15 protein-coding genes are annotated in these 18849 nt (G+C 73.1%); 8 read left to right on the top strand and 7 right to left on the bottom strand.

The features are described from left to right. The 3 genes from ACZ7G3_RS06675 to ACZ7G3_RS06665 are packed head-to-tail and all read right to left on the bottom strand — an operon-like array spanning position 1 to position 4557. Positions 1-966 carry a hydroxymethylglutaryl-CoA lyase gene (locus ACZ7G3_RS06675; protein ID WP_470923673.1) on the bottom strand — a complete coding sequence of 322 codons (966 nt, stop codon included), beginning with the start codon at positions 964-966 and terminating at the stop codon, positions 1-3. Then, a complete protein-coding gene (locus ACZ7G3_RS06670; protein WP_470923988.1) occupies positions 963-2903 on the bottom strand; it encodes an acetyl/propionyl/methylcrotonyl-CoA carboxylase subunit alpha in 1941 nt (646 codons plus the stop codon). The genes ACZ7G3_RS06675 and ACZ7G3_RS06670 overlap by 4 nt, the downstream gene beginning before the upstream one ends. A 37-nt stretch (positions 2904-2940) precedes the next feature. Next, positions 2941-4557: a carboxyl transferase domain-containing protein gene (locus ACZ7G3_RS06665; RefSeq protein WP_470923672.1), complete on the bottom strand. Its 1617-nt coding sequence runs from the start codon at positions 4555-4557 to the stop codon at positions 2941-2943. Positions 4558-4662: 105 nt separating this feature from the next. Between ACZ7G3_RS06665 and ACZ7G3_RS06660 the strand changes: the two genes are divergently transcribed. The 4 genes from ACZ7G3_RS06660 to ACZ7G3_RS06645 all read left to right on the top strand — a co-directional run bounded on the left by ACZ7G3_RS06660 (position 4663) and on the right by ACZ7G3_RS06645 (position 8454). Beyond that, the gene (locus ACZ7G3_RS06660) at positions 4663-5304 is read left to right on the top strand and encodes an SACE_7040 family transcriptional regulator (protein WP_470923670.1); all 642 of its coding nucleotides are present in this window, start codon (positions 4663-4665) and stop codon (positions 5302-5304) included. Between the two features lie 120 nt (positions 5305-5424). Continuing rightward, positions 5425-6582 (top strand): acyl-CoA dehydrogenase family protein, encoded by a 1158-nt coding sequence (locus ACZ7G3_RS06655; RefSeq protein ID WP_470923668.1) that lies wholly within the window; start codon positions 5425-5427, stop codon positions 6580-6582. 10 nt (positions 6583-6592) lie between these two features. Further along, the gene (locus tag ACZ7G3_RS06650) at positions 6593-7474 is read left to right on the top strand and encodes an acyl-CoA thioesterase (protein WP_470923666.1); all 882 of its coding nucleotides are present in this window, start codon (positions 6593-6595) and stop codon (positions 7472-7474) included. 5 nt (positions 7475-7479) lie between these two features. Then, positions 7480-8454 (top strand): cation diffusion facilitator family transporter, encoded by a 975-nt coding sequence (locus ACZ7G3_RS06645; protein WP_470923664.1) that lies wholly within the window; start codon positions 7480-7482, stop codon positions 8452-8454. 59 nt (positions 8455-8513) lie between these two features. Here ACZ7G3_RS06645 and ACZ7G3_RS06640 read toward each other — a convergent pair whose 3' ends face one another. Both ACZ7G3_RS06640 and ACZ7G3_RS06635 read right to left on the bottom strand, forming a co-directional pair. Then, positions 8514-9302 carry a phosphatase gene (locus ACZ7G3_RS06640; protein WP_470923663.1) on the bottom strand — a complete coding sequence of 263 codons (789 nt, stop codon included), beginning with the start codon at positions 9300-9302 and terminating at the stop codon, positions 8514-8516. 61 nt (positions 9303-9363) lie between these two features. Next, a complete protein-coding gene (locus ACZ7G3_RS06635; RefSeq protein WP_470923661.1) occupies positions 9364-10926 on the bottom strand; it encodes a PucR family transcriptional regulator in 1563 nt (520 codons plus the stop codon). A gap of 273 nt (positions 10927-11199) precedes the next feature. Here ACZ7G3_RS06635 and speB point away from each other — a divergent pair, with 273 nt between their 5' ends. The 4 genes from speB (at position 11200) to ACZ7G3_RS06615 (ending at position 15628) form a co-directional block, all read left to right on the top strand. Further along, positions 11200-12189: an agmatinase gene (speB, locus tag ACZ7G3_RS06630; RefSeq protein ID WP_470923659.1), complete on the top strand. Its 990-nt coding sequence runs from the start codon at positions 11200-11202 to the stop codon at positions 12187-12189. Then, positions 12186-13871, top strand: coding sequence for a thiamine pyrophosphate-binding protein (locus ACZ7G3_RS06625; RefSeq protein ID WP_470923657.1), 1686 nt, complete (start codon positions 12186-12188; stop codon positions 13869-13871). The genes speB and ACZ7G3_RS06625 overlap by 4 nt, the downstream gene beginning before the upstream one ends. Positions 13872-14081: 210 nt before the next feature. Continuing rightward, a complete protein-coding gene (locus tag ACZ7G3_RS06620; RefSeq protein ID WP_470923655.1) occupies positions 14082-14900 on the top strand; it encodes a hypothetical protein in 819 nt (272 codons plus the stop codon). A gap of 101 nt (positions 14901-15001) precedes the next feature. After that, positions 15002-15628, top strand: a complete 627-nt coding sequence (locus ACZ7G3_RS06615) for a class F sortase (protein ID WP_470923653.1) — start codon at positions 15002-15004, stop codon at positions 15626-15628. Positions 15629-15632: 4 nt separating this feature from the next. Here the strand turns inward: ACZ7G3_RS06615 and ACZ7G3_RS06610 are convergent, their stop codons facing one another. Together ACZ7G3_RS06610 and ACZ7G3_RS06605 are read right to left on the bottom strand one after the other, a co-directional pair. Then, on the bottom strand, positions 15633-16457 hold the full coding sequence (locus ACZ7G3_RS06610; RefSeq protein ID WP_426601479.1) for an endonuclease I family protein: 825 nt from the start codon (positions 16455-16457) through the stop codon (positions 15633-15635). A gap of 148 nt (positions 16458-16605) precedes the next feature. Continuing rightward, positions 16606-18834, bottom strand: a complete 2229-nt coding sequence (locus ACZ7G3_RS06605; RefSeq protein ID WP_470923651.1) for an ArnT family glycosyltransferase — start codon at positions 18832-18834, stop codon at positions 16606-16608. Positions 18835-18849: the final 15 nt, after the last annotated feature.

The following is an 18849-nucleotide window of genomic DNA, read 5'->3' as shown; positions in this document are numbered from 1 at the left end:
TCACTTCTCCTGGTCGGAGTCGTCGCCCGGGCCCGCGAGGGCCCGGACGGTGCGGGACGGGCTGGGTCGGCCCAGGTGGGCGGCCATCCAGACGCTGGTGGCGACGAGAGAGCCGAGGTCGACCCCGGTGTCGATGCCGAGGCCGCGCAGCATCCACACGAGGTCTTCGGTGGCGAGGTTTCCGGTGGCGGACTTCGCGTAGGGGCAGCCGCCCAGTCCGCCGGCGGAGGCGTCGACGGTCGTCACGCCGTGCCGGAGGGCGGCGTAGGTGTTGGACAGGGCCTGTCCGTACGTGTCGTGGAAGTGGACGCCGAGCGTGTCCACGGGAACGCCGGCGTCGCCGAGGGAGGTGAGCAGGGCGCTGACGTGGCCCGGGGTCGCCACCCCGATCGTGTCGCCGAGGCTGAGTTCGTCGCAGCCCATGTCCAGCAGGGCCCGGCAGACCTTCACCACCTGCTCGACGGGGACGGCGCCCTCCCACGGGTCGCCGAAGCACATCGAGAGATAGCCCCGGACGTGGACGTCCGCGCCCTTGGCCCGCGCCACCACCGGCTCGAACATGGCCAGCGCCTCGTCCACCGTCCGGTTCAGGTTGGCCTTGGCGAAGGACTCCGTGGCACTGGCGAAGACCGCGACGCGGCGGGCGCCCAGCGCGAGGGCGCGGTCGAGGCCGCGTTCGTTCGGCACCAGGACGGGCAGCTCGACGGGCAGGCCGGCGACCGCCGGGAAGAGCTGCTCCGCGTCCGCCAGTTGGGGCACCCACTTGGGGTGCACGAAGCTCGTCGCCTCGATCGTGGTCAGGCCCGTGCCGGCCAGGCGGCGGATGAACTCCGCCTTCACCTCCGCCGGGACGGTCGCCTTCTCGTTCTGCAGGCCGTCGCGGGCGCCGACCTCGTGGATGCGGACACGGGCGGGCAGTCCTTCGGCCGGTACGGCCATGGGCAGGCCCAGTTCGGTGGCGTTCACGCCGTCTCCTCCTCGCCGTTCTCGGTCGGGGTGATGACCGCGAGTACCTGGTCCATGGCGACGGTCGTGCCCGGCGCCACGTCCAGCTCGGCGACCGTGCCGGCGTGCGGGGCGGAGATGACGTGCTCCATCTTCATCGCCTCCACCACCAGCAGACTCTGCCCCGCGCTCACCTCGTCGCCGACGGCGACCTTCACCACCGTCACCGTGCCCGGCATCGGCGCGGTCAGCGAGTCGGCGCCCGCGTGGGCGGCACCGGTGAGGGAGGCGGCGACCGGGTCGTGGTCGCGCACGTGCCAGGCGTCGCCGTCGCGGCCCAGCCAGTCGGCGGCGCGGTGGAAGGTGTGCCGGACGCCGTCCAGGGTGACGGCGACGTGGTCGTCGGTGACGGTGTGGACGCCGCGCGGGGTGTGCTCCACCGGGTCGGTGACCCGCAGGTGGAAGGAGACCGGCTTCGGCTCGCCGCCCATGCGCCAGCCGCTCGGCACCGAGAACGGGTCCGTCCAGCCGTCCCCGCGCGGACGCAGCGCGTCCAGCCGTACGGCCGCCGCCGCCTCGTACACCTCCTCCGGTACGTCGGTGGAGACCAGGGAATCGACCTCCCGCTCCACCAGCCCGGTGTCCAGCTCACCCGCCACCACCGCCGGGTGGGCGAGCAGCCGGCGCAGGAACCCGGCGTTGGTCTGCACGCCCAATGTCACCGTCCGCGCGAGGGCCGCCCGCAGCTTGCGCAGGGCGGTGGCGCGGTCGGGACCGTACGCGATCACCTTGGACAGCATCGGGTCGTAGAGGCTGCCGACCTCGCTGCCCTCGCTGAGCCCGGAGTCGGTGCGGACGCCGTCGCCCTCGGGCTCGTGCAGCCGCAGCACCGTGCCGCCGGAGGGGAGGAAGCCGCGCGCGGGGTCCTCCGCGCACAGCCGGGCCTCGATGGCGTGCCCGGTCAGCCGTACGTCCTGCTGCGCGAAGCCCAGCTCCTCGCCCGCCGCCACCCGCAGCTGCCACTCGACCAGGTCCAGGCCCGTGACCAGCTCGGTCACCGGGTGCTCGACCTGGAGGCGGGTGTTCATCTCCATGAAGTAGTACTGCGAGGGGTCCTCGCCCGGCACGATGAACTCCACCGTGCCCGCGCCCCGGTAGCCGCAGGAGCGGGCCGCCTGCACGGCAGCCTCGCCCATCGCGGCGCGGGTCGCCTCGTCGAGGAGCACGCTGGGCGCCTCCTCGATGATCTTCTGGTGACGGCGTTGCAGTGAGCACTCGCGTTCGCCCAGGTGCACGACGTTCCCGTGGCCGTCGGCCAGGACCTGGATCTCGATGTGCCGGGGCCGGTCGATCCACCGCTCCACCAGCAGCGTGTCGTCGCCGAAGGAGGCGCGGGCCTCGCGGCGGGCGGCGGCGATCTCGTCGGCCAGCACGGCCGCGTCCCGCACCAGCCGCATGCCCTTGCCGCCACCGCCGGCCGACGGCTTCAGCAGCACCGGCGTCCCGATCTCACGGGCGGCCTCCGCGAGCTGCGCGTCCGTCAGGCCGCTGCCGCTGGAGCCGGGGACGACCGGCACCCCGGCCGCCTTCACCGTCTCCTTGGCGCGGATCTTGTCGCCCATCAGGGCGATCGCGTCGGCGGGCGGACCGATGAAGACCAGCCCCGCCTCCTCGCAGGCCCGTGCGAAACCGGCGTTCTCGGCGAGGAAGCCGTACCCCGGGTGGACGGCCTGCGCCCCGGTGCGGGCGGCGGCCTCCAGCAGCCGCTCGACCGACAGATAGCTCTCCGCCGCCGGCGCCGGGCCGATCCGTACCGCCTCGTCGGCCTCCCGTACGTGCCGGGCGTCCGCGTCGGCGTCGGAGAAGACCGCCACCGAGCGCACGCCCATCGAGTGCAGGGTCCGGACGACCCGCACCGCGATCTCACCGCGGTTGGCCACCAGCACCGTGTCGAACATCAAGCTCCCCATCGCGCTTCCCATCGAAGTCCCCTCCTCACATCCGGAAGACGCCGAACCGGGGCTCGCCCAGCGGCGCGTTGGCACACGCGGTCAGGGCCAGACCCAGCACCTGCCGGGTGTCCGCGGGCTCGATCACCCCGTCGTCCCACAGGCGGGCGGTCGCGTAGTAGGCGTTCCCCTGGTGCTCGTACTGCGCGCGGATCGGCGCCTTGAAGGACTCCTCCTCCTCGGCCGCCCACTCCTCGCCCCGGGCCTCCAGCTGGTCCCGCTTGACCGTGGCCAGCACGGACGCGGCCTGCTCGCCGCCCATCACCGAGATCTTGGCGCCCGGCCACATCCACAGGAAGCGCGGCGAGTACGCCCGCCCGCACATCGAGTAGTTCCCCGCGCCGTACGACCCGCCGACCACCACCGTCAGCTTCGGTACGCGCGTGCACGCCACCGCCGTCACCATCTTGGCGCCGTGCTTGGCGATGCCCCCGGCCTCGTAGTCCTTGCCGACCATGAACCCGGAGATGTTCTGGAGGAAGACGAGCGGGATGCCGCGCTGGTCGCACAGCTCGATGAAGTGGGCGCCCTTCTGGGCGGACTCGGAGAACAGGATGCCGTTGTTGGCGACGATGCCGACCGGGTGGCCGTGGATGCGGGCGAAGCCGGTGACCAGGGTCTGCCCGTACTCGGACTTGAACTCGGCGAAGCGGGAGCCGTCCACCACCCGGGCGATGACCTCGCGCACGTCGTAGGGGGTGCGGGAGTCGACCGGGACCACGCCGGACATCTGCTGCGGGTCGACCTTCGGCTCCACGGCGGGCTCCACGCCCCACGGGAGCGGGCCGCGCCCGGGCAGCGTGGAGACGATCTGCCGCACGATCCGCAGCGCGTGCGCGTCGTCCTCCGCCAGGTGGTCGGTCACGCCGGACACCCGCGCGTGCACCTCGCCGCCGCCCAGCTCCTCCGCCGTGACCACCTCGCCGGTGGCCGCCTTCACCAGCGGCGGGCCGCCCAGGAAGATCGTCCCCTGATCGCGGACGATCACCGCCTCGTCGCTCATCGCCGGGACGTACGCGCCGCCCGCCGTGCAGGAGCCGAGGACGGCCGCGATCTGCGGGATGCCGGCGCCGGACATCCGGGCCTGGTTGTAGAAGATCCGCCCGAAGTGCTCGCGGTCGGGGAAGACCTCGTCCTGCATCGGCAGGAAGGCGCCCCCGGAGTCCACGAGGTACAGGCACGGCAGCCGGTTCTCCAGGGCCACCTCCTGCGCCCGCAGGTGCTTCTTCACGGTCATCGGGTAGTACGTGCCGCCCTTGACGGTGGCGTCGTTGGCGACGATCACGCACTCCCGGCCGCCGACCCGGCCGATCCCGGCGATCACGCCGGCGGCCGGGGCCTGCCCGTCGTAGAGCCCGTCGGCCGCGAGCGGCGCCAGCTCCAGGAACGGCGAGCCCGGATCGAGCAGCGTGTCCACGCGGTCGCGCGGCAGCAGCTTGCCGCGGGCGGTGTGCCGGGCCCGGGCCCGCTCCCCGCCGCCGAGCCTGGCCGCCGCCAGCTTGGCGCGCAGCTCCTCCACGAGGACGCGGTGCGCCTCCTCGTTGGCCCGAAAGGCCTCTGAGGCGGGATCCGCCGCCGTCGTCAGCTCCGGTGCCTCGTGCATCCTGCGGTCCCCTCACCCGATGGTCGATCGGTCGATCGGTTAATGAGCGTTAACGCATTTCCCTCAGGTTAACGACCGCTAACCGCCCTGTCTAGAATTGATCCCATGGCCACCAGAACCGACGCCCCCACCCGCCGTGAGCAGATCCTCAGGGAGGCCGCCCGGCTCTTCGCCGAGCGCGGCTTCCACGGGGTCGGCGTCGACGAGATAGGGGCCGCGGTCGGTATCAGCGGCCCCGGCCTCTACCGGCACTTCGCCGGCAAGGACGCGATGCTCGCCGAGCTGCTGGTCGGGATCAGCGACTCGCTGCTGACCGGGGCCAAGCGGCGGCTGGCGGAGGCCGAGGGGGTGAGCGGCTCCGGTGCGGGGCCCGGGGCCGGTTCCGGTGCCGGGGCGGGTCCCGAGGCGGTCCTCGACTCGCTCATCGAGGGTCACATCGACTTCGCGCTCGACGACCGCCCGCTCATCACCCTGCACGACCGCGAGCTGGACCGCCTCCGGGACACCGACCGCAAGCTGGTGCGGCAGTTGCAGCGGCAGTACGTCGAGCTGTGGGTCGGCGTGCTCCGCGAGGTCTACCCGGCGGTCGCCGAGCCCGCCGCCCGCTCCGCGGTCCACTCGGTCTTCGGCCTCCTGAACTCCACCCCGCACCTGGGCCGCTCGGGTTCCCTGCCGGGCCGTGCGGTGACGGCGGCGCTGCTGCACCGGATGGCGCGGGGGGCGTTCGCGGCGGTGGGGGAGGGCTGACGCCCGACGGGGCCGGGGAGTGACGAGGGTTACCCGCGCCCCACTCTGGACGCCTCTCCCTACCCGCCGGTACGGTGAAGTCTGAGCAAGCGCTTAGATACGTACCCTGGAGGTGGCGCGGTGCGCCGTACGGTGTTCAACGAGGACCACGAGGCGTTCCGGGAGACCCTCCGCGCCTTCATCGAGGCCGAGGTCGTCCCCGTCTACGACGAGTGGTTCGCCGCGGGCCAGGCGCCGCGCGAGTTCTACTACAAGCTCGGTGAGCTGGGCATCTTCGGCATCAACGTGCCCGAGGAGTTCGGCGGCGCCGGCATGGACAGCCACAAGTTCGAGGCCGTCCTCTACGAGGAGACCGCCCGCGCGGGCGTCCAGTTCGGCGGCTCCGGCGTGCACGTGCTGCTCGCCCTGCCGTACATCAACATGCTGGCGACCGACGAGCAGAAGAAGCGCTACCTGCCGAAGTTCGTCACCGGCGAGGAGATGTGGGCCATCGCGATGACGGAGCCGGGCACCGGTTCCGACCTCGCGGGCATGAAGTCCACCGCCAAGCTCTCCGAGGACGGCACCCACTACGTCCTCAACGGCGCCAAGACCTTCATCACCGGCGGCGTGCACGCCGACAAGGTGATCGTCTGCGCCCGCACCGCCGCCCCCACGGCCGAGGACCGCCGCCACGGCATCTCCCTGTTCGCCGTGGACACCAAGTCCGAGGGCTACTCGGTGGGCCGCAAGCTGGACAAGCTGGGCCTGCGCACCTCCGACACCGCCGAGCTGGCGTTCGTCGACGTCAAGGTGCCCGTCGAGGACCTGCTCGGCGAGGAGAACAAGGGCTTCTCCTACCTCGGCCACAACCTGGCCTCCGAGCGCTGGGGCATCGCCTACGGCGCCTACGCGCAGGCCAAGGCCGCCGTCCGCTTCGCCACGCAGTACGTGCAGGAGCGCACCGTCTTCGGCAAGCCGGTCGCCCACTTCCAGAACACCAAGTTCGAGCTGGCCGCCTGCCAGGCCGAGGTGGACGCCGCCGAGGCCGTCGCCGACCGCGCGACCGAGGCCCTGGACGCCGGCGAGCTCACCCCCGCCGAGGCCGCCAGCGCCAAGCTGTTCTGCACCGAGGTCGCCCACCGCGTCATCGACCGCTGCCTCCAGCTGCACGGCGGCTACGGCTACATGAACGAGTACCCGATCGCCCGCCTGTACGCGGACAACCGTGTCAACCGCATCTACGGCGGCACCAGCGAGGTCATGAAGATGATCATCGCGAAGAACATGGGCCTGTGACCCTCGGGGCATGAGCGAAGCACTCCAGTCCCTCCTCGATCTGCTCGACCTCGAGCGGATCGAGGAGGACATCTACCGCGGCCACTCCCGCTCCGCCGTCGTCCCCCGGGTCTTCGGCGGGCAGGTGGCCGCCCAGGCGCTGGTCGCCGCCGGGCGCACGGTCCCCGCCGACCGGCACGCGCACTCCCTGCACGCGTACTTCCTGCGCCCCGGGGACCCCGGCGCTCCCATCGTCTACAACGTCGACCGCCTGCGCGACGGCCGCTCCTTCACCACCCGCCGGGTGGTCGCCGTCCAGCACGGCAAGCCGGTCTTCGGCCTGTCGGCGTCCTTCCAGACGTACGAGGAGGGCCTCGACCACCAGGCCCCGATGCCGCCCGCCCCGGACCCGGCGACCCTCCCCACCGGCGAGCAGCGGCTGCGGAGCTACCCGCACCTGCCCGCCGAGACGGTGGAACGCTTCCTGGAGGCCCGCGCCGCCGTCGACCTCCGCTACGTCGACGACCCGCCCTTCGGCGACTTCGGCACCCCGCGCGAGCCGCACTCCCAGGTGTGGTTCCGCACCAACGGCAAACTCGGCGGCGCCGTCGACGAACCCCTCCTGCACGTCGTCCTCGCCACCTACGTCTCCGACATGACCCTCCTCGACTCGGTCCTGCTCGCGCACGGCCGCGGCGGCTGGGCCGTCGGTGACGTCGTGGGGGCCTCGCTGGACCACGCGATGTGGTTCCACCGGCCCTTCCGCGCCGACGAGTGGCTGCTGTACGACCAGCAGTCGCCGTCCGCGTCCGGCGGCCGGGGCCTGGGCCAGGCCCGCATCTACACCCAGGACGGGCGGCTCGCCATCTCGGTCATCCAGGAAGGCGTGGTGCGCGTACCTCGGGAACACTGAGGGGCATGGCGGAACCTCAGCGGCACGAGACCGGCGGCGGCGAGAGCACCTTCACGGTGCTGGTCGCCGCCTTCGCCAATCTGGGCATCGCCGTCGCCAAGGCGGTGGCCGGCGTGATCAGCGGCTCCAGCGCGATGCTGTCGGAGGCCGCGCACTCGGTCGCCGACACCGTCACCGAGGTCCTGCTGCTGACCTCGCTCAAACGCAGCGCCCGCCCCGCCGACGAGGACCACCCCCTCGGCCACGGCCCCGAACGCTACATCTGGGCCCTGCTCGCCGCCGTCGCCACCTTCGTCGGCGGCGCGGTCTTCTCCCTCTACGACGGCGTTCACACCCTCACCCACGGGGAGGAAGTGGGCGACCCGCTGATCGCCTACCTCGTCCTCGCCGTCGCCTTCCTGCTGGAGGGGTACTCGCTGCGCACCGGCCTCAAGCAGGCGCACGGCGAGGCCCGCCGCCACAAGGTGCCCTTCGGCCGCTACCTGCGCCGTACCCCCGACACCGCCGTCAAGGCCGTCGTCATGGAGGACTCCGCCGCCCTGGCCGGCCTGCTGCTGGCCGCGGGCGGACTGCTCGGCGGGCAGCTCACCGGCTCCGGCGTCTGGGACGGCGTCGCCTCCCTGTGCATCGGCGCGCTGCTGCTGTACGTCGCCTGGGTGCTGGGCCGCTCCAACGCCGAGTTCCTCATCGGCCGCCCGCTGCCCCGCACCGTGCGGGAGCGCATCCGGTCGGAGTTGGTGGCCGTCGAGCACATCGAGGCCGTACTGGAGCTGACCACGCTGGTGCAGGGGCCGCGGGAGGCGCTGGTCGCCGCCAAGGTCGATTTCCGGGACGTGGCGACGGCGGCGCAGATCGAGTGGGCGTGCGAGCGGGCCGAGCAGCGGCTGCGCGAGGAGTTCCCGATGATCCGCCGGGTCTACCTGGACCCGACGCCCGGGTTCGCGCAGCGCCGCTCGGAGGGGCTCAAGCCCTGGCCGTGAACGGGCCGTCGGGGCGGGAGGGAAGACGGAGAGGCGGCGGGCCGGCGGGGCGGCGGGGGCTACTTCAGCCCGGCCTCCGTCAGCAGGTACGCCGTCATCGGGTCGTAGTAGCGCGGGCTGACCACGTGGTCGTCCAGCGGCACCGCGATCTGGAGGGTGCCCTCGGACTCGGCGAGGAAGAGCGCCGGGTCGTTGCAGTCCGCGTAGCCGACGGAGTCGACGCCGTGCTGACCGGCGTAACCGGCCCAGCCGTGGTCGGCGACGACCAGGTCGGGCAGCGGGCGGCCCGCACGTTCCAGGCCGGTGAGGATGGCCTTCATCGGTTCACCGGAATGGGTGTGCCACAGCGTGGCGCCGTGTTCCAGCACCGCCACGTCGGCGAACTGCTGGACGTACCCCTCCTCCGTCGTCAGCCCCTCGGGGATCACGACGATCTCGCATCCGGCGGTGCGCAGCGCGTCGGCCGTGGCGCGGTGCACGTCGAGCAGGCCGCCCGGGTGGCCGGTGGCGAACAGCACCCGCTGCCCGCCGTCCGCCGCCTTGCGCAGCCGGCCGGCCATGCGTTCCAGCGCGGCCACGGTCAGTTCGGGGTCGATGGTGTCCTGGCCGTACCGGTATTCGGGGTCGTCGTTGACGCCGACCCGCTCGGCCATCACCGCGAGCACGTCCTGCTCGTCAGTCCAGCGGTCGCCCAGCTCCAGGCCGAGCCAGAAGCCCCGGTCCCCGTTCGCCAGCTTGCGGTAGTGGGAGAGGTTGTTCTCGCGGGGCGTGGCGACGTCGCCCGCGATACGGGTTCTGACGAGGTGTTCGGCGAGTTCGGCGCGGCTGGGTGTCCCGGGTATCGGCATGGCTCCATTGTGGGGCAGCCGCCGCTCGGCGTCTTCGGCATGGCGCACGCTGGGACGCGGGTCACCTTCGCAGCGCGAACCACAACTCCATCCGTACGTCCGGGTCGTCGAGGTCGGTGTCCAGCAGGGCCGCGCAGCGGGCGATGCGCTGCCGGACGGTGTTGCGGTGCACGGACAGGGCGACGGCGGTGCGGTCCCAGCTGCCGTGCAGGGAGAGCCAGGTGCGCAGCGTCTCGGTGAGCGCGGGGACGGCCGCGACCGGGGCGAGCAGCGCCCGCGCGTGCGCCTCGGCCTCGCCGTCCGGCACGAGGTCGGCGAACGCGGGCCGCGCGCCGTGCCGGACCAGCGGCACCCGGGTGGCCCTGGCCCGGGCCAGCGCACGGGCCGCCTGGGCATCGGCGGCCGGCCACTCGGCGGGGGCGACGGGGGCGCTGACGCCGAGCGTCCAGCCGGGCTGAGCGGCGGGGCTGGATCCGGGGCCGGCGGGTGCCTTCGGCCCGGTGGGGCGGTCCGGGGCGGCCGGGTTCGCCGGGCGGCCGTCCTCCGGCCCGGCCGGGACCAGTACCCGCACGACGTCCCCGGCCGCGTCGACCAGGGGCGAGCCGAGGGCCGCGCCCAGCGCCGAGGCGGCGACCGGGTCGGGAGTGCCGGTGTGGGGGTGGGCGTGGACGACGTGCCAGCGGGCGGCACTCTCGCCGTCCCCGCCGCCGAGCAGCGGCGCGACCTCCTCGGGGCGGGCGCCCAGCAGCAGCCGGACGAGCGCGGAGGAGCGGGCCGCGCCCGTGCCGCTCCGGTGTTCGCCGGTGAGGAGGGAGAGCAGGACGGCGGCGACCGACGCGATGGTGTGGTCCCCGGGTTCCCGGTGCGGGGCGGCGACCGCGAGGACGAAGCCCCGCCCGGTGCCGAGGGCGTACGCGGCGAGGCGGGTGCCGGCGACGGTGTCCGTGGCGGTGGTGGGGGCGTGGCCGGTGACGAACCGGGCCAGCTCCGCCAGCGCCCGCCGCACCTCGGCCCCGGGTTCCCGTCCCGCCGCCGCGATCTCCGCGCCCTCCGGCCCGTACAGCACCGCCCGCCCGTCGAGCCGGCCGGCCAGCCGGCGCAGTACCGACGGCACCGGGTCCGGACGGGAGGCCGCGGCGGCCAGGCCCTGCTGGGCTTCGGCGACCCGGCGCAGCTCGGCCAGCCGGGCCTGCGCCATCAGCTGCCACACCGCGCGGACCACGCCCGAGAACGTCGTCCGCGGCGGCACCTCCACCAGCGGCAGCCCGTACGCCTCGCAGGCCGCGACCAGCGCCCCCGGCACGGTGTCGTGCACGGGCGCCACCCCGAAGCCGAGCGCGGCACCGCCCGCTGCCACGATCCGGGACACGTAGCCGTCGAAGTACGGCCCCGAGCCCGCCCCGTCCGGGATGTGCACGCCCGCCGTCAGCAGCAGTTCGCCGCCCAGCAGGTACGGAAAGGGGTCGGACATCTCCGAGGTGTGCGCCCAGCGGATCGTGACGTCCGCGGCCGGGGGCCCGGCGAGCTGCCGCAGGGCCAGGTCGTCGCGGGTCAGCAGGGCCGCGAGGGACACCGGGGGCGTGGGAGGCCCGGGAGGCCCGGGTGGAACGGCCGGTTCCTGCATGGTGGACGTTTCCTCCCTCAAAGCGAGCCCGAGTGGATGAAACGTACACTTCGCAGCCGCTTTTCAACCACCTAGTGTCATTCCGGACCCAACGCGGACCCAACGCGGAACCCGATGCGGACCGAATGCGGACCGAATGCGGACCGAATGCGGAGGGGAAGACGGTCCGCGCGGACGCCCCCGAAATCCTGTCCGAACCGGCATTCCCGGCTCACCAGTAGAGTCGGACAGCGGCAGTACATACGCGACGAAGCGTAAGAAGGAAGGCAGTACATGAGCAGCAACGAGACGCCCCGCGGACCCGTCGACTCCTCCCGCGTGCCGCGGTACGCGGGTCCCGCGACCTTCGCCCGGCTGCCGCGCCTGGACGAGGTCGGTACCGCCGACGTCGCCGTCGTCGGCGTGCCGTTCGACTCGGGTGTCTCGTACCGGCCGGGCGCCCGCTTCGGCGGCAACGCGATCCGTGAGGCCTCCCGCCTGCTGCGCCCCTACAACCCGGCCCAGGACGCCTCTCCCTTCGCCCTCGCCCAGGTCGCCGACGGCGGCGACATCGCCGTCAACCCGTTCAACATCAACGAGGCCGTCGAGACCGTCGAGGCCGCCGCCGACGACCTCCTCGGCACCGGCGCCCGCCTGATGACCCTGGGCGGCGACCACACCATCGCCCTCCCGCTGCTCCGCTCGGTCGCCAGGAAGCACGGCCCGGTCGCCCTGCTCCACTTCGACGCCCACCTGGACACCTGGGACACCTACTTCGGCGCCGAGTACACGCACGGCACGCCGTTCCGGCGCGCGGTGGAGGAGGGCATCCTCGACACGTCGGCCCTCTCCCACGTGGGCACCCGCGGCCCCCTGTACGGCAAGCAGGACCTCACCGACGACGAGAAGATGGGCTTCGGCATCGTCACCTCCGCCGACGTCTACCGCCGCGGCGCGGACGAGGTCGCCGACCAGCTCCGCCAGCGCATCGGCGACCGCCCCCTCTACATCTCCATCGACATCGACTGCCTGGACCCCGCGCACGCCCCCGGTACCGGCACCCCCGAGGCCGGCGGCATGACCTCCCGCGAGCTGCTGGAGATCCTGCGCGGCCTGGCATCCTGCAACCTGGTGTCGGCCGACGTCGTCGAGGTGGCCCCCGCGTACGACCACGCGGAGATCACGTCGGTGGCCGCCTCCCACACCGCCTACGAACTGACCACCATCATGAGCCGCCAGATCGCCCGGGCGCGCGCGACGGACCAGGAGACCGAGAACAAGTGACCCACGACCACGACCTGGTGCTCCGCCCGACCGCCGCGCAGACGGAGGCCGCACTGAACCCTCCCGGCGGCCGCACCGGCGGAGACCTGGTCGTGGAGACCCTGGCCGGGCTCGGCGCGACCACCGTCTTCGGCCTGCCCGGCCAGCACGCCCTCGGCGTGTTCGACGCGCTGCGCCGCTCCGACCTGCGCTACATCGGCCTGCGGGTGGAGAACAACGCCGGTTTCGCGGCGGACGCGTACGGCCGGATCACCGGTGAGGCGGCCCCGCTGCTGCTGTCGACCGGCCCGGGCGCGCTCACCTCGCTGGCCGCGCTCCAGGAGGCGCGGGCGGCCTCCGCGCCCGTGCTGGCGATCGGCAGCCAGGTCCCGACGGCGGGCCTGGGCGGCGGGCGCCGAGGCTACCTGCACGAACTCCCGGACCAGGCGGCGTCCTTCCGCGGCGTGGTGAAGTCCGTCCACACGGCCCGCACCCAGTCCCAGATCCCGTCCGCGATCGCGGAGGCGTGGACGTCGGCGCTGACCGTGCCGCACGGGCCGGTGTGGGTGGAGATCCCGCAGGACGTCCTCCTGGCGCGGACGTCGATCCCGGTGGTGACGGGCGGCGACACCTTCCCCGAGGAACTGCCGCCGCGCCCCGAACTGACGGCGGTCGCCGCCGACCTGCTGTCGCGCGCGGAACGTCCGGCCGTCATCGCGGGCGGGGGAGTCGTACGGGCGGACGCGTCGAAGAAGCTGCGGCAGCTGGCGGAGCGGCTCCAGGCCCCCGTCGTCACGACCTTCGGCGGCAAGGGCGCGTTCCCGTGGACGCACCCGCTCTCCCTCCAGTCCTGGCTGGAGGACCGCCACACGACGGACTTCCTGGAGGACGCCGACGTACTGCTGGTGGTCGGGTCGGGCCTCGGCGAACTGTCCTCGAACTACCACACGTTCGAGCCGCGCGGCCGGGTGATCCAGATCGAGGCCGACCTCGGCAAACTGGAATCCAACCACCCGGCCCTCGGCATCCACGCCGACGCCCGCCTCGCCCTCCAGGCACTCCTGGAGACGGTGGAGGAGCGTCCCGATCCCACCGCCGCGGAGCGTGTACGGGAGGTACTGGACAAGGTCCGCGAGCGCATCGCGTCCCAGGGGCTCACCCTGGAGCAGGACGTGCTGGCGGCAGTCCGCGGGGCCCTTCCGGCCGGCGCCCCGTCCTTCTGGGACATGACCATCCTCGCCTACTGGGCGTGGTCGGCCTTCGACGCCAAGGCCCCCAACACGATGCACTCGGCCCAGGGCGCGGGCGGCCTCGGCTACGGCTTCCCGGCGGCGCTGGGAGCCGCGGTCGCCGATCCCACCCACCCGGTGCTGGCGGTGTCCGGCGACGGCGGCGCCCTGTACTCCGTCGCCGAACTCGCCACGGCCCGCCAGTACGACCTGAACGTCACCTGGCTGATCGTCGACGACGGCGGCTACGGCATCCTGCGCGAGTACATGACGGACGCCTTCGGGCAGCCGACGGCGACCGAGTTGACCGGCCCCGACTACGTGGCGCTGGCGGAGTCCTTCGGTGTGCCGGGCGTACGCACCTGCCCGCGGACCCTGGAGGCGGACCTGGCGAAGGCGCTCGCCTCGCCGGGTCCGTCGGTGGTCGTCCTCCCCGCCGTCCTGCGGATGTTCGCGCCGACGCACCTGGACTGACGGCAGCGCACCCGCAGGCGCTCGACGGCACCGCAGGGCACTGCCGCACCGCGCGTGCCCTGCGACAGGCCTGTGACGTGGAACACACGGTTCCACGGTTGGCGGTTCATAGCCTCGATGAGTCCCGCCAACCGGAAAGATGTCCCTTCCTTGCGAAAGATTGTTGCGCCCTCTTTTGTTGCTTCTGCCCAGTCCGCAGGCCGTCGTCGCGTGCTGCGCGCAGCCGTCGGTACCGTCGCGGTGACCGGCGTCGTCCTCACCTCCGCGGTGACCGCCGTCGCCCATACCTCCCCCTCGCCGGCCGAGTCCGTCACCGCCCCGGCGACCGCCCCCCTCACGGCATCCGCTTCCCCCGAGGCGCCGGACACCGCCCCGCCCTCGCCCTCCGCCTCCGCTTCCACGTCCGCCCCGGCCACCGCCCCGGCCACCGCCTTGCCGGCCCCGACGGCCCCGACGGCCCCGGTCACCGACGGGGGTTCCGACGGGCAGGGCCCGGTGACTCCCGTCCGGTGCGTCGTGACGAAGGAGCAGAGCATCGGCGCCGGTACCGCCGCGGTGCTCACGATCAGTCCCTCCGGGCCGTCCGTCCGCTTCCGGGTGGCGGGCGAGGAAGGGTTTCTCCCGGGCCTCTCGCTCGACCGCACGCACCCGAAGCTGCCCGCGAGCGCGGGTTTCCTCGCGGAGATCCTCCGCCCCAACAGCAGCCACCCGCAGCTGCGGACGAACATGGAGGGCGGCGGTCACCCGGCGTCGGTCCACTCTTTCCCCCGCCTGCCGGAGGGGTGCAGCTTCGCGTACCGGACCGACGACTCCGGCCAGAAGGGCCAGACGGGCCAGAAGGGTCACACGGGGCAGGGTGGAAATGCTCAGACCTCCGTGGTCCCGAGGGGCGGTGTCGCAGCGGGCTATGAGGCGTCGGACGGCGGCGACTCGCCACTCGTTGCGGTCGGTGGAACGTCCGCGGCCCTCGGCGCCGCCGGGATCGCCTTCGTCGCACTGCGCCGACGCAGGCCGGCCGCCACCCGTTGAGACCGCACACACCCGCGCCCTGGTCCGGTCAACCGCACGTACGCACGTACGCACGTACGCGCCTCACGGCCGGATCGGGCCAGGGCTTCCAGGAGACCGACATGCGCCTGCCCGCCGGACGCCGACTGGCCACGGCCCTGCTCGTCCTGCCCTTCGCCGCCGCGCTCGCCGGCTGCGGGGCGGACGGGCATGCGGCCACGCCGCCCCCGAAGATCACCACGTCCGCCGCCGCACCCGCCGCCTCCCCCGTCCCGGACAGGACCGCCCCGGCCCCGATGCCCGCCTCGCCGCCGGTCAGGGTCACTGTCCCCGCCGCCGGAGTCGACACCGCCCCTCTGCTCAGGCTCGGCCTCAACCCCGACGGCACCATCGAGGTCCCTTCCGTCGCCCAGGCCGACCGCATCGGCTGGTACGGGAACGGCGTCACGCCCGGTGAGACCGGACCGGCCGTCCTCGTCGGCCACTTCGACACGGTGAACGGCCCGGCGGTCATGAAGAACGTCGACAGGATCGAACCCGGCGACACGATCGACGTCACCCGCGAGGACGGCACCCGGGCGGTCTTCGCCGTCACCGCGCTGGAACAGGTCGACAAGGACGCGTTCCCCACCGAGAAGGTCTACGGCAGGACCGACCGCCCCGAGCTGCGCCTGATCACCTGCGGCGGCGAGATCACCGACGGCCACCGCCCGGACAACATCATCGTCTACGCCGACCTCGTGGCCTGACCGCCTACCAGATCGCCTCGACCCACTCCGGGTGGTCGACGAACGGGTTGCGGTTGTGCTGGTAGGAGTCGTAGATGACCTGGTTGCGGCGCTCCTCGAAGGCGTCCGGCGGGTCCTCGTCGTTCCACGCCTTCAGTACCGAGAGCTTGCCGATGTACGGGCTGCTGCCGTTGCCGACGCTGCCGTTGACCTCCAGGTCGGCCCAGCCGTCGCCGCCCTCGTACCGGACCGCCATGTAGAAGATCATGCGGGCCACGTCGCCCTTGACGGCGTCGCGGGGTTCGAAGGAGTCGGAGTCGGTGAGGCTGCCGCCGCTGTCGGTGAAGCCGCTGCCGCCGTTGTCGAAGTCCTTGTTGCCCCGGATGCTGTTGACCCGGACGTCCTCGGGACGCAGGTGGTGCAGGTCCGTGCCGGGCCCGGTCGAGGTGCCGAAGTCGCCGTGGGACTTGGCCCACACGTGCTCGCGGTTCCAGTCGCCGGTGTCGCCGCCGTTCAGCGACTTGCTGCGGGAGATGCCGGAGTAGAGCAGGATCACCTTGCCGCTGTCGGCCGGGTCCTGGTCGGTGGACTTCAAGGCGTTCCAGACCGCCGAGTACGAGAGCTTCGTCTGGTCGCTGATGATCGTGTGGAGCGAGGACTTGAGGCTCTCGCCCGTCTTGCCGACCGCGTTCCTGTAGTACGTCGAGTCGTAGTCCGAGGCCGTCGTCGCCGGCGCGGCTGTCGTGGCCGTGGCCGGGGTGGCGGTCAGCGAGGGGGCGGCGAGGGCGGTGAGGACGGCGGCCGTGGCGAGGGCCACCGCTTTCCGGTGGCGTATGCGTATAGCGAGCATGGGGTGTCCGATCTACGCGGGTTGACTGGAGCGGTACGACGAGCGTGGCATGGACATGTAGGAGGTGGGGTGTACGGAGAGTGTCGATTGCGTGACGGCGGCCCCCGACCGTGATGGTCGGGGGCCGCTGTGTCGGATGTGCCGGGTGTCAGGTGACGTCCGAGGGGTCCAACCGGTACACGGCCGACGTGTTTTCCGCCTGCGAGGCGGACTCCTCGGTGGAGGTGGCGGCGTAGTCGCTCTCCTCTACGGCCGTGCCGTGCTCCTGGACCCACTGGGTCACCTGGGTGCTGACCCCGGAGCCGCCGCCCGTACCGCCACCCATGCCGCCGCCGACCTGGACGTAGTGCAACTCGCCCTTCTTCACGAGCTCCTTGAGCCGGGCGAGGGTCATCGCGTTGTCGCTGCCGGACCAGCCCCACATGGAGATGACCGGCTCGCCGCTGCTGAGGACGAGTTGCGCGGCACTCTGCGAACTCGACACAGCCAGCAGCCACTTGGCGCCGTCCTGGTGCTTCTTCAGGTAGGCGATCAGCTCACTGCTCACGCCGCCCATGCCGCCGACGCCGTTCGGCCGGTTGGCGGTGCCTGCGCCGCCGTCCGCGTCGGTACCGCCGCTGCCGGCTGTGCCCGTGCCGTTGTCCGGGGGAGTGCCGGTCGGGGGTGTGCCGCCCGCCTCGCCGGCGTCGCCGGGAGCCTGGCCGTTCCCGCTGCCGTCGGGCAGCTCGCCGCCGCCCGGGGCGGTGCCGCCGGCCGGGGTGTCCTGGCCGCTCCGCGGCTGACCGCCCGGCTGACCGCCCGGCTGACCGCCGGGCCCCTCGCCGGACCCGCCCCCGGGGAATCCGCCCCGGCCGCCGCCGCCTCCGCCCGGGCCGCCGCCCATTCCACCGCCCGTCGAGGGGCCCGCGGTCGGGTTGGTGCCGCCCATGCCGCCGCCCGAACCGGACGGCACCGACCACGCGTACGCCGCCGGGCCCGCGACCCCGGCGACGACGGCCGCGGCCACGGACACCGCAAGCAGCCGCACCCGGCGTCCGGAACGGAAGACGAGCAGCCCCGCGATGGCCAGCGCCATCACCACCGCGATCGTCGGCCACAGCCAGGTGTTCCAGCCGGCCGCGCGGCGCAGCAGCACGATCGCCCAGACCCCGGTGACACCGAGGGCGAGCGGCAGCACCCACACCCACCGCCGGCCGGCCCGGAAGGCGCGCAGCAGCATGACGCCGCCGCCCCCGCACAGCGCCGCGATGCCGGGGGCGAGCGCGGTCGTGTAGTACGGGTGCATGGTGCCCTCGGCCATGGCGAAGGTCAGGTAGTGCAGGACCGTCCAGCCGCCCCAGAGCACCAGCGCGGCGCGGGTGAGGTCGGTGCGGGGCGCCCTGCCGCACAGCACCAGGCCGCCGACGAGTGCGATGCCCGCGAAGGGGAGCAGCCAGGAGATCTGGCCGCCGAGGACGTCGTTGAACATCCTGCCGATGCCCGCCGCCCCCGCGAAGCCTCCGCCACCTCCGCCGCCGCCCATGTTGCCGTCGCCGCCGAAGATCCGGCCGAACCCGTTGTAGCCCGTGATCAGGTCCCAGGCCGTGCCGTCCGTCGAACCGCCGATGTAGGGCCGCTCGGAGGCGGGCACCAGGGACACCGCCGCCGCCCACCAGAAGCTGGAGACGGCCAGGGTGACAGCGGCGAGCACCAGGTTCCTGATGCGCTTCGTCCAACCGAGGTCCGTCGCGTACACGTACACGGCGAAGACCGCCGGCAGCGCGATGTAGCCCTGGAGCATCTTCGTGTTGAACGCGAGCCCGAAGCAGGCCGCCGCGCCCACCAGGGGCAGCAGCCGGCCGCCCCGGACCGCGCGCAGGCCGAGGGCCGCCCCGGCCACCATCAGGAACACCAGCAGCGTGTCGGGGTTGTTGTCCCGGTTGATGGCGACCGTGATCGGGGTCAGCGCCAGCACCAGCGCGGCGACCGCCGCCGCGCCGTGGCCCCAGACCCGCTTCACGGAGGAGTGCAGGATCCAGATCGTGGCCAGCGCGGCCGCGATCAGCGGCAGCATCATCTGCCAGGTGCCGTAGCCGAGGAGGCGGCAGGACAGGCCCATGACCATCAGGGCGAGGGGCGGCTTGTCCACGGTGAGGAAGTTCCCCGCGTCCAGTGAGCCGAAGAACCATGCCTTCCAGCTCTCGGTGCCGCTGAGTACGGCGGCACTGTAGAAGCTGTTCAGGCCGGCCCCGGACAGGTTCCAGGAGTACAGAACCGCCGCCAGGACGAGGATCGCCGACAGGACCGGCAGCGACCATCGTGGCGCGCCGGGGGACGGGGACGGGGACGGTACGGGCGGCTCGGTGGCCGCGTGCGGTGGAGCGGTGGCAGATGTCACCACACCACCGTGTCC

The organism is Streptomyces sp. NPDC037271 (genome assembly GCF_055603605.1).
Note: the sequence above shows the minus strand (reverse complement) of the source record. Positions and strands in the feature narration are given on the sequence as shown.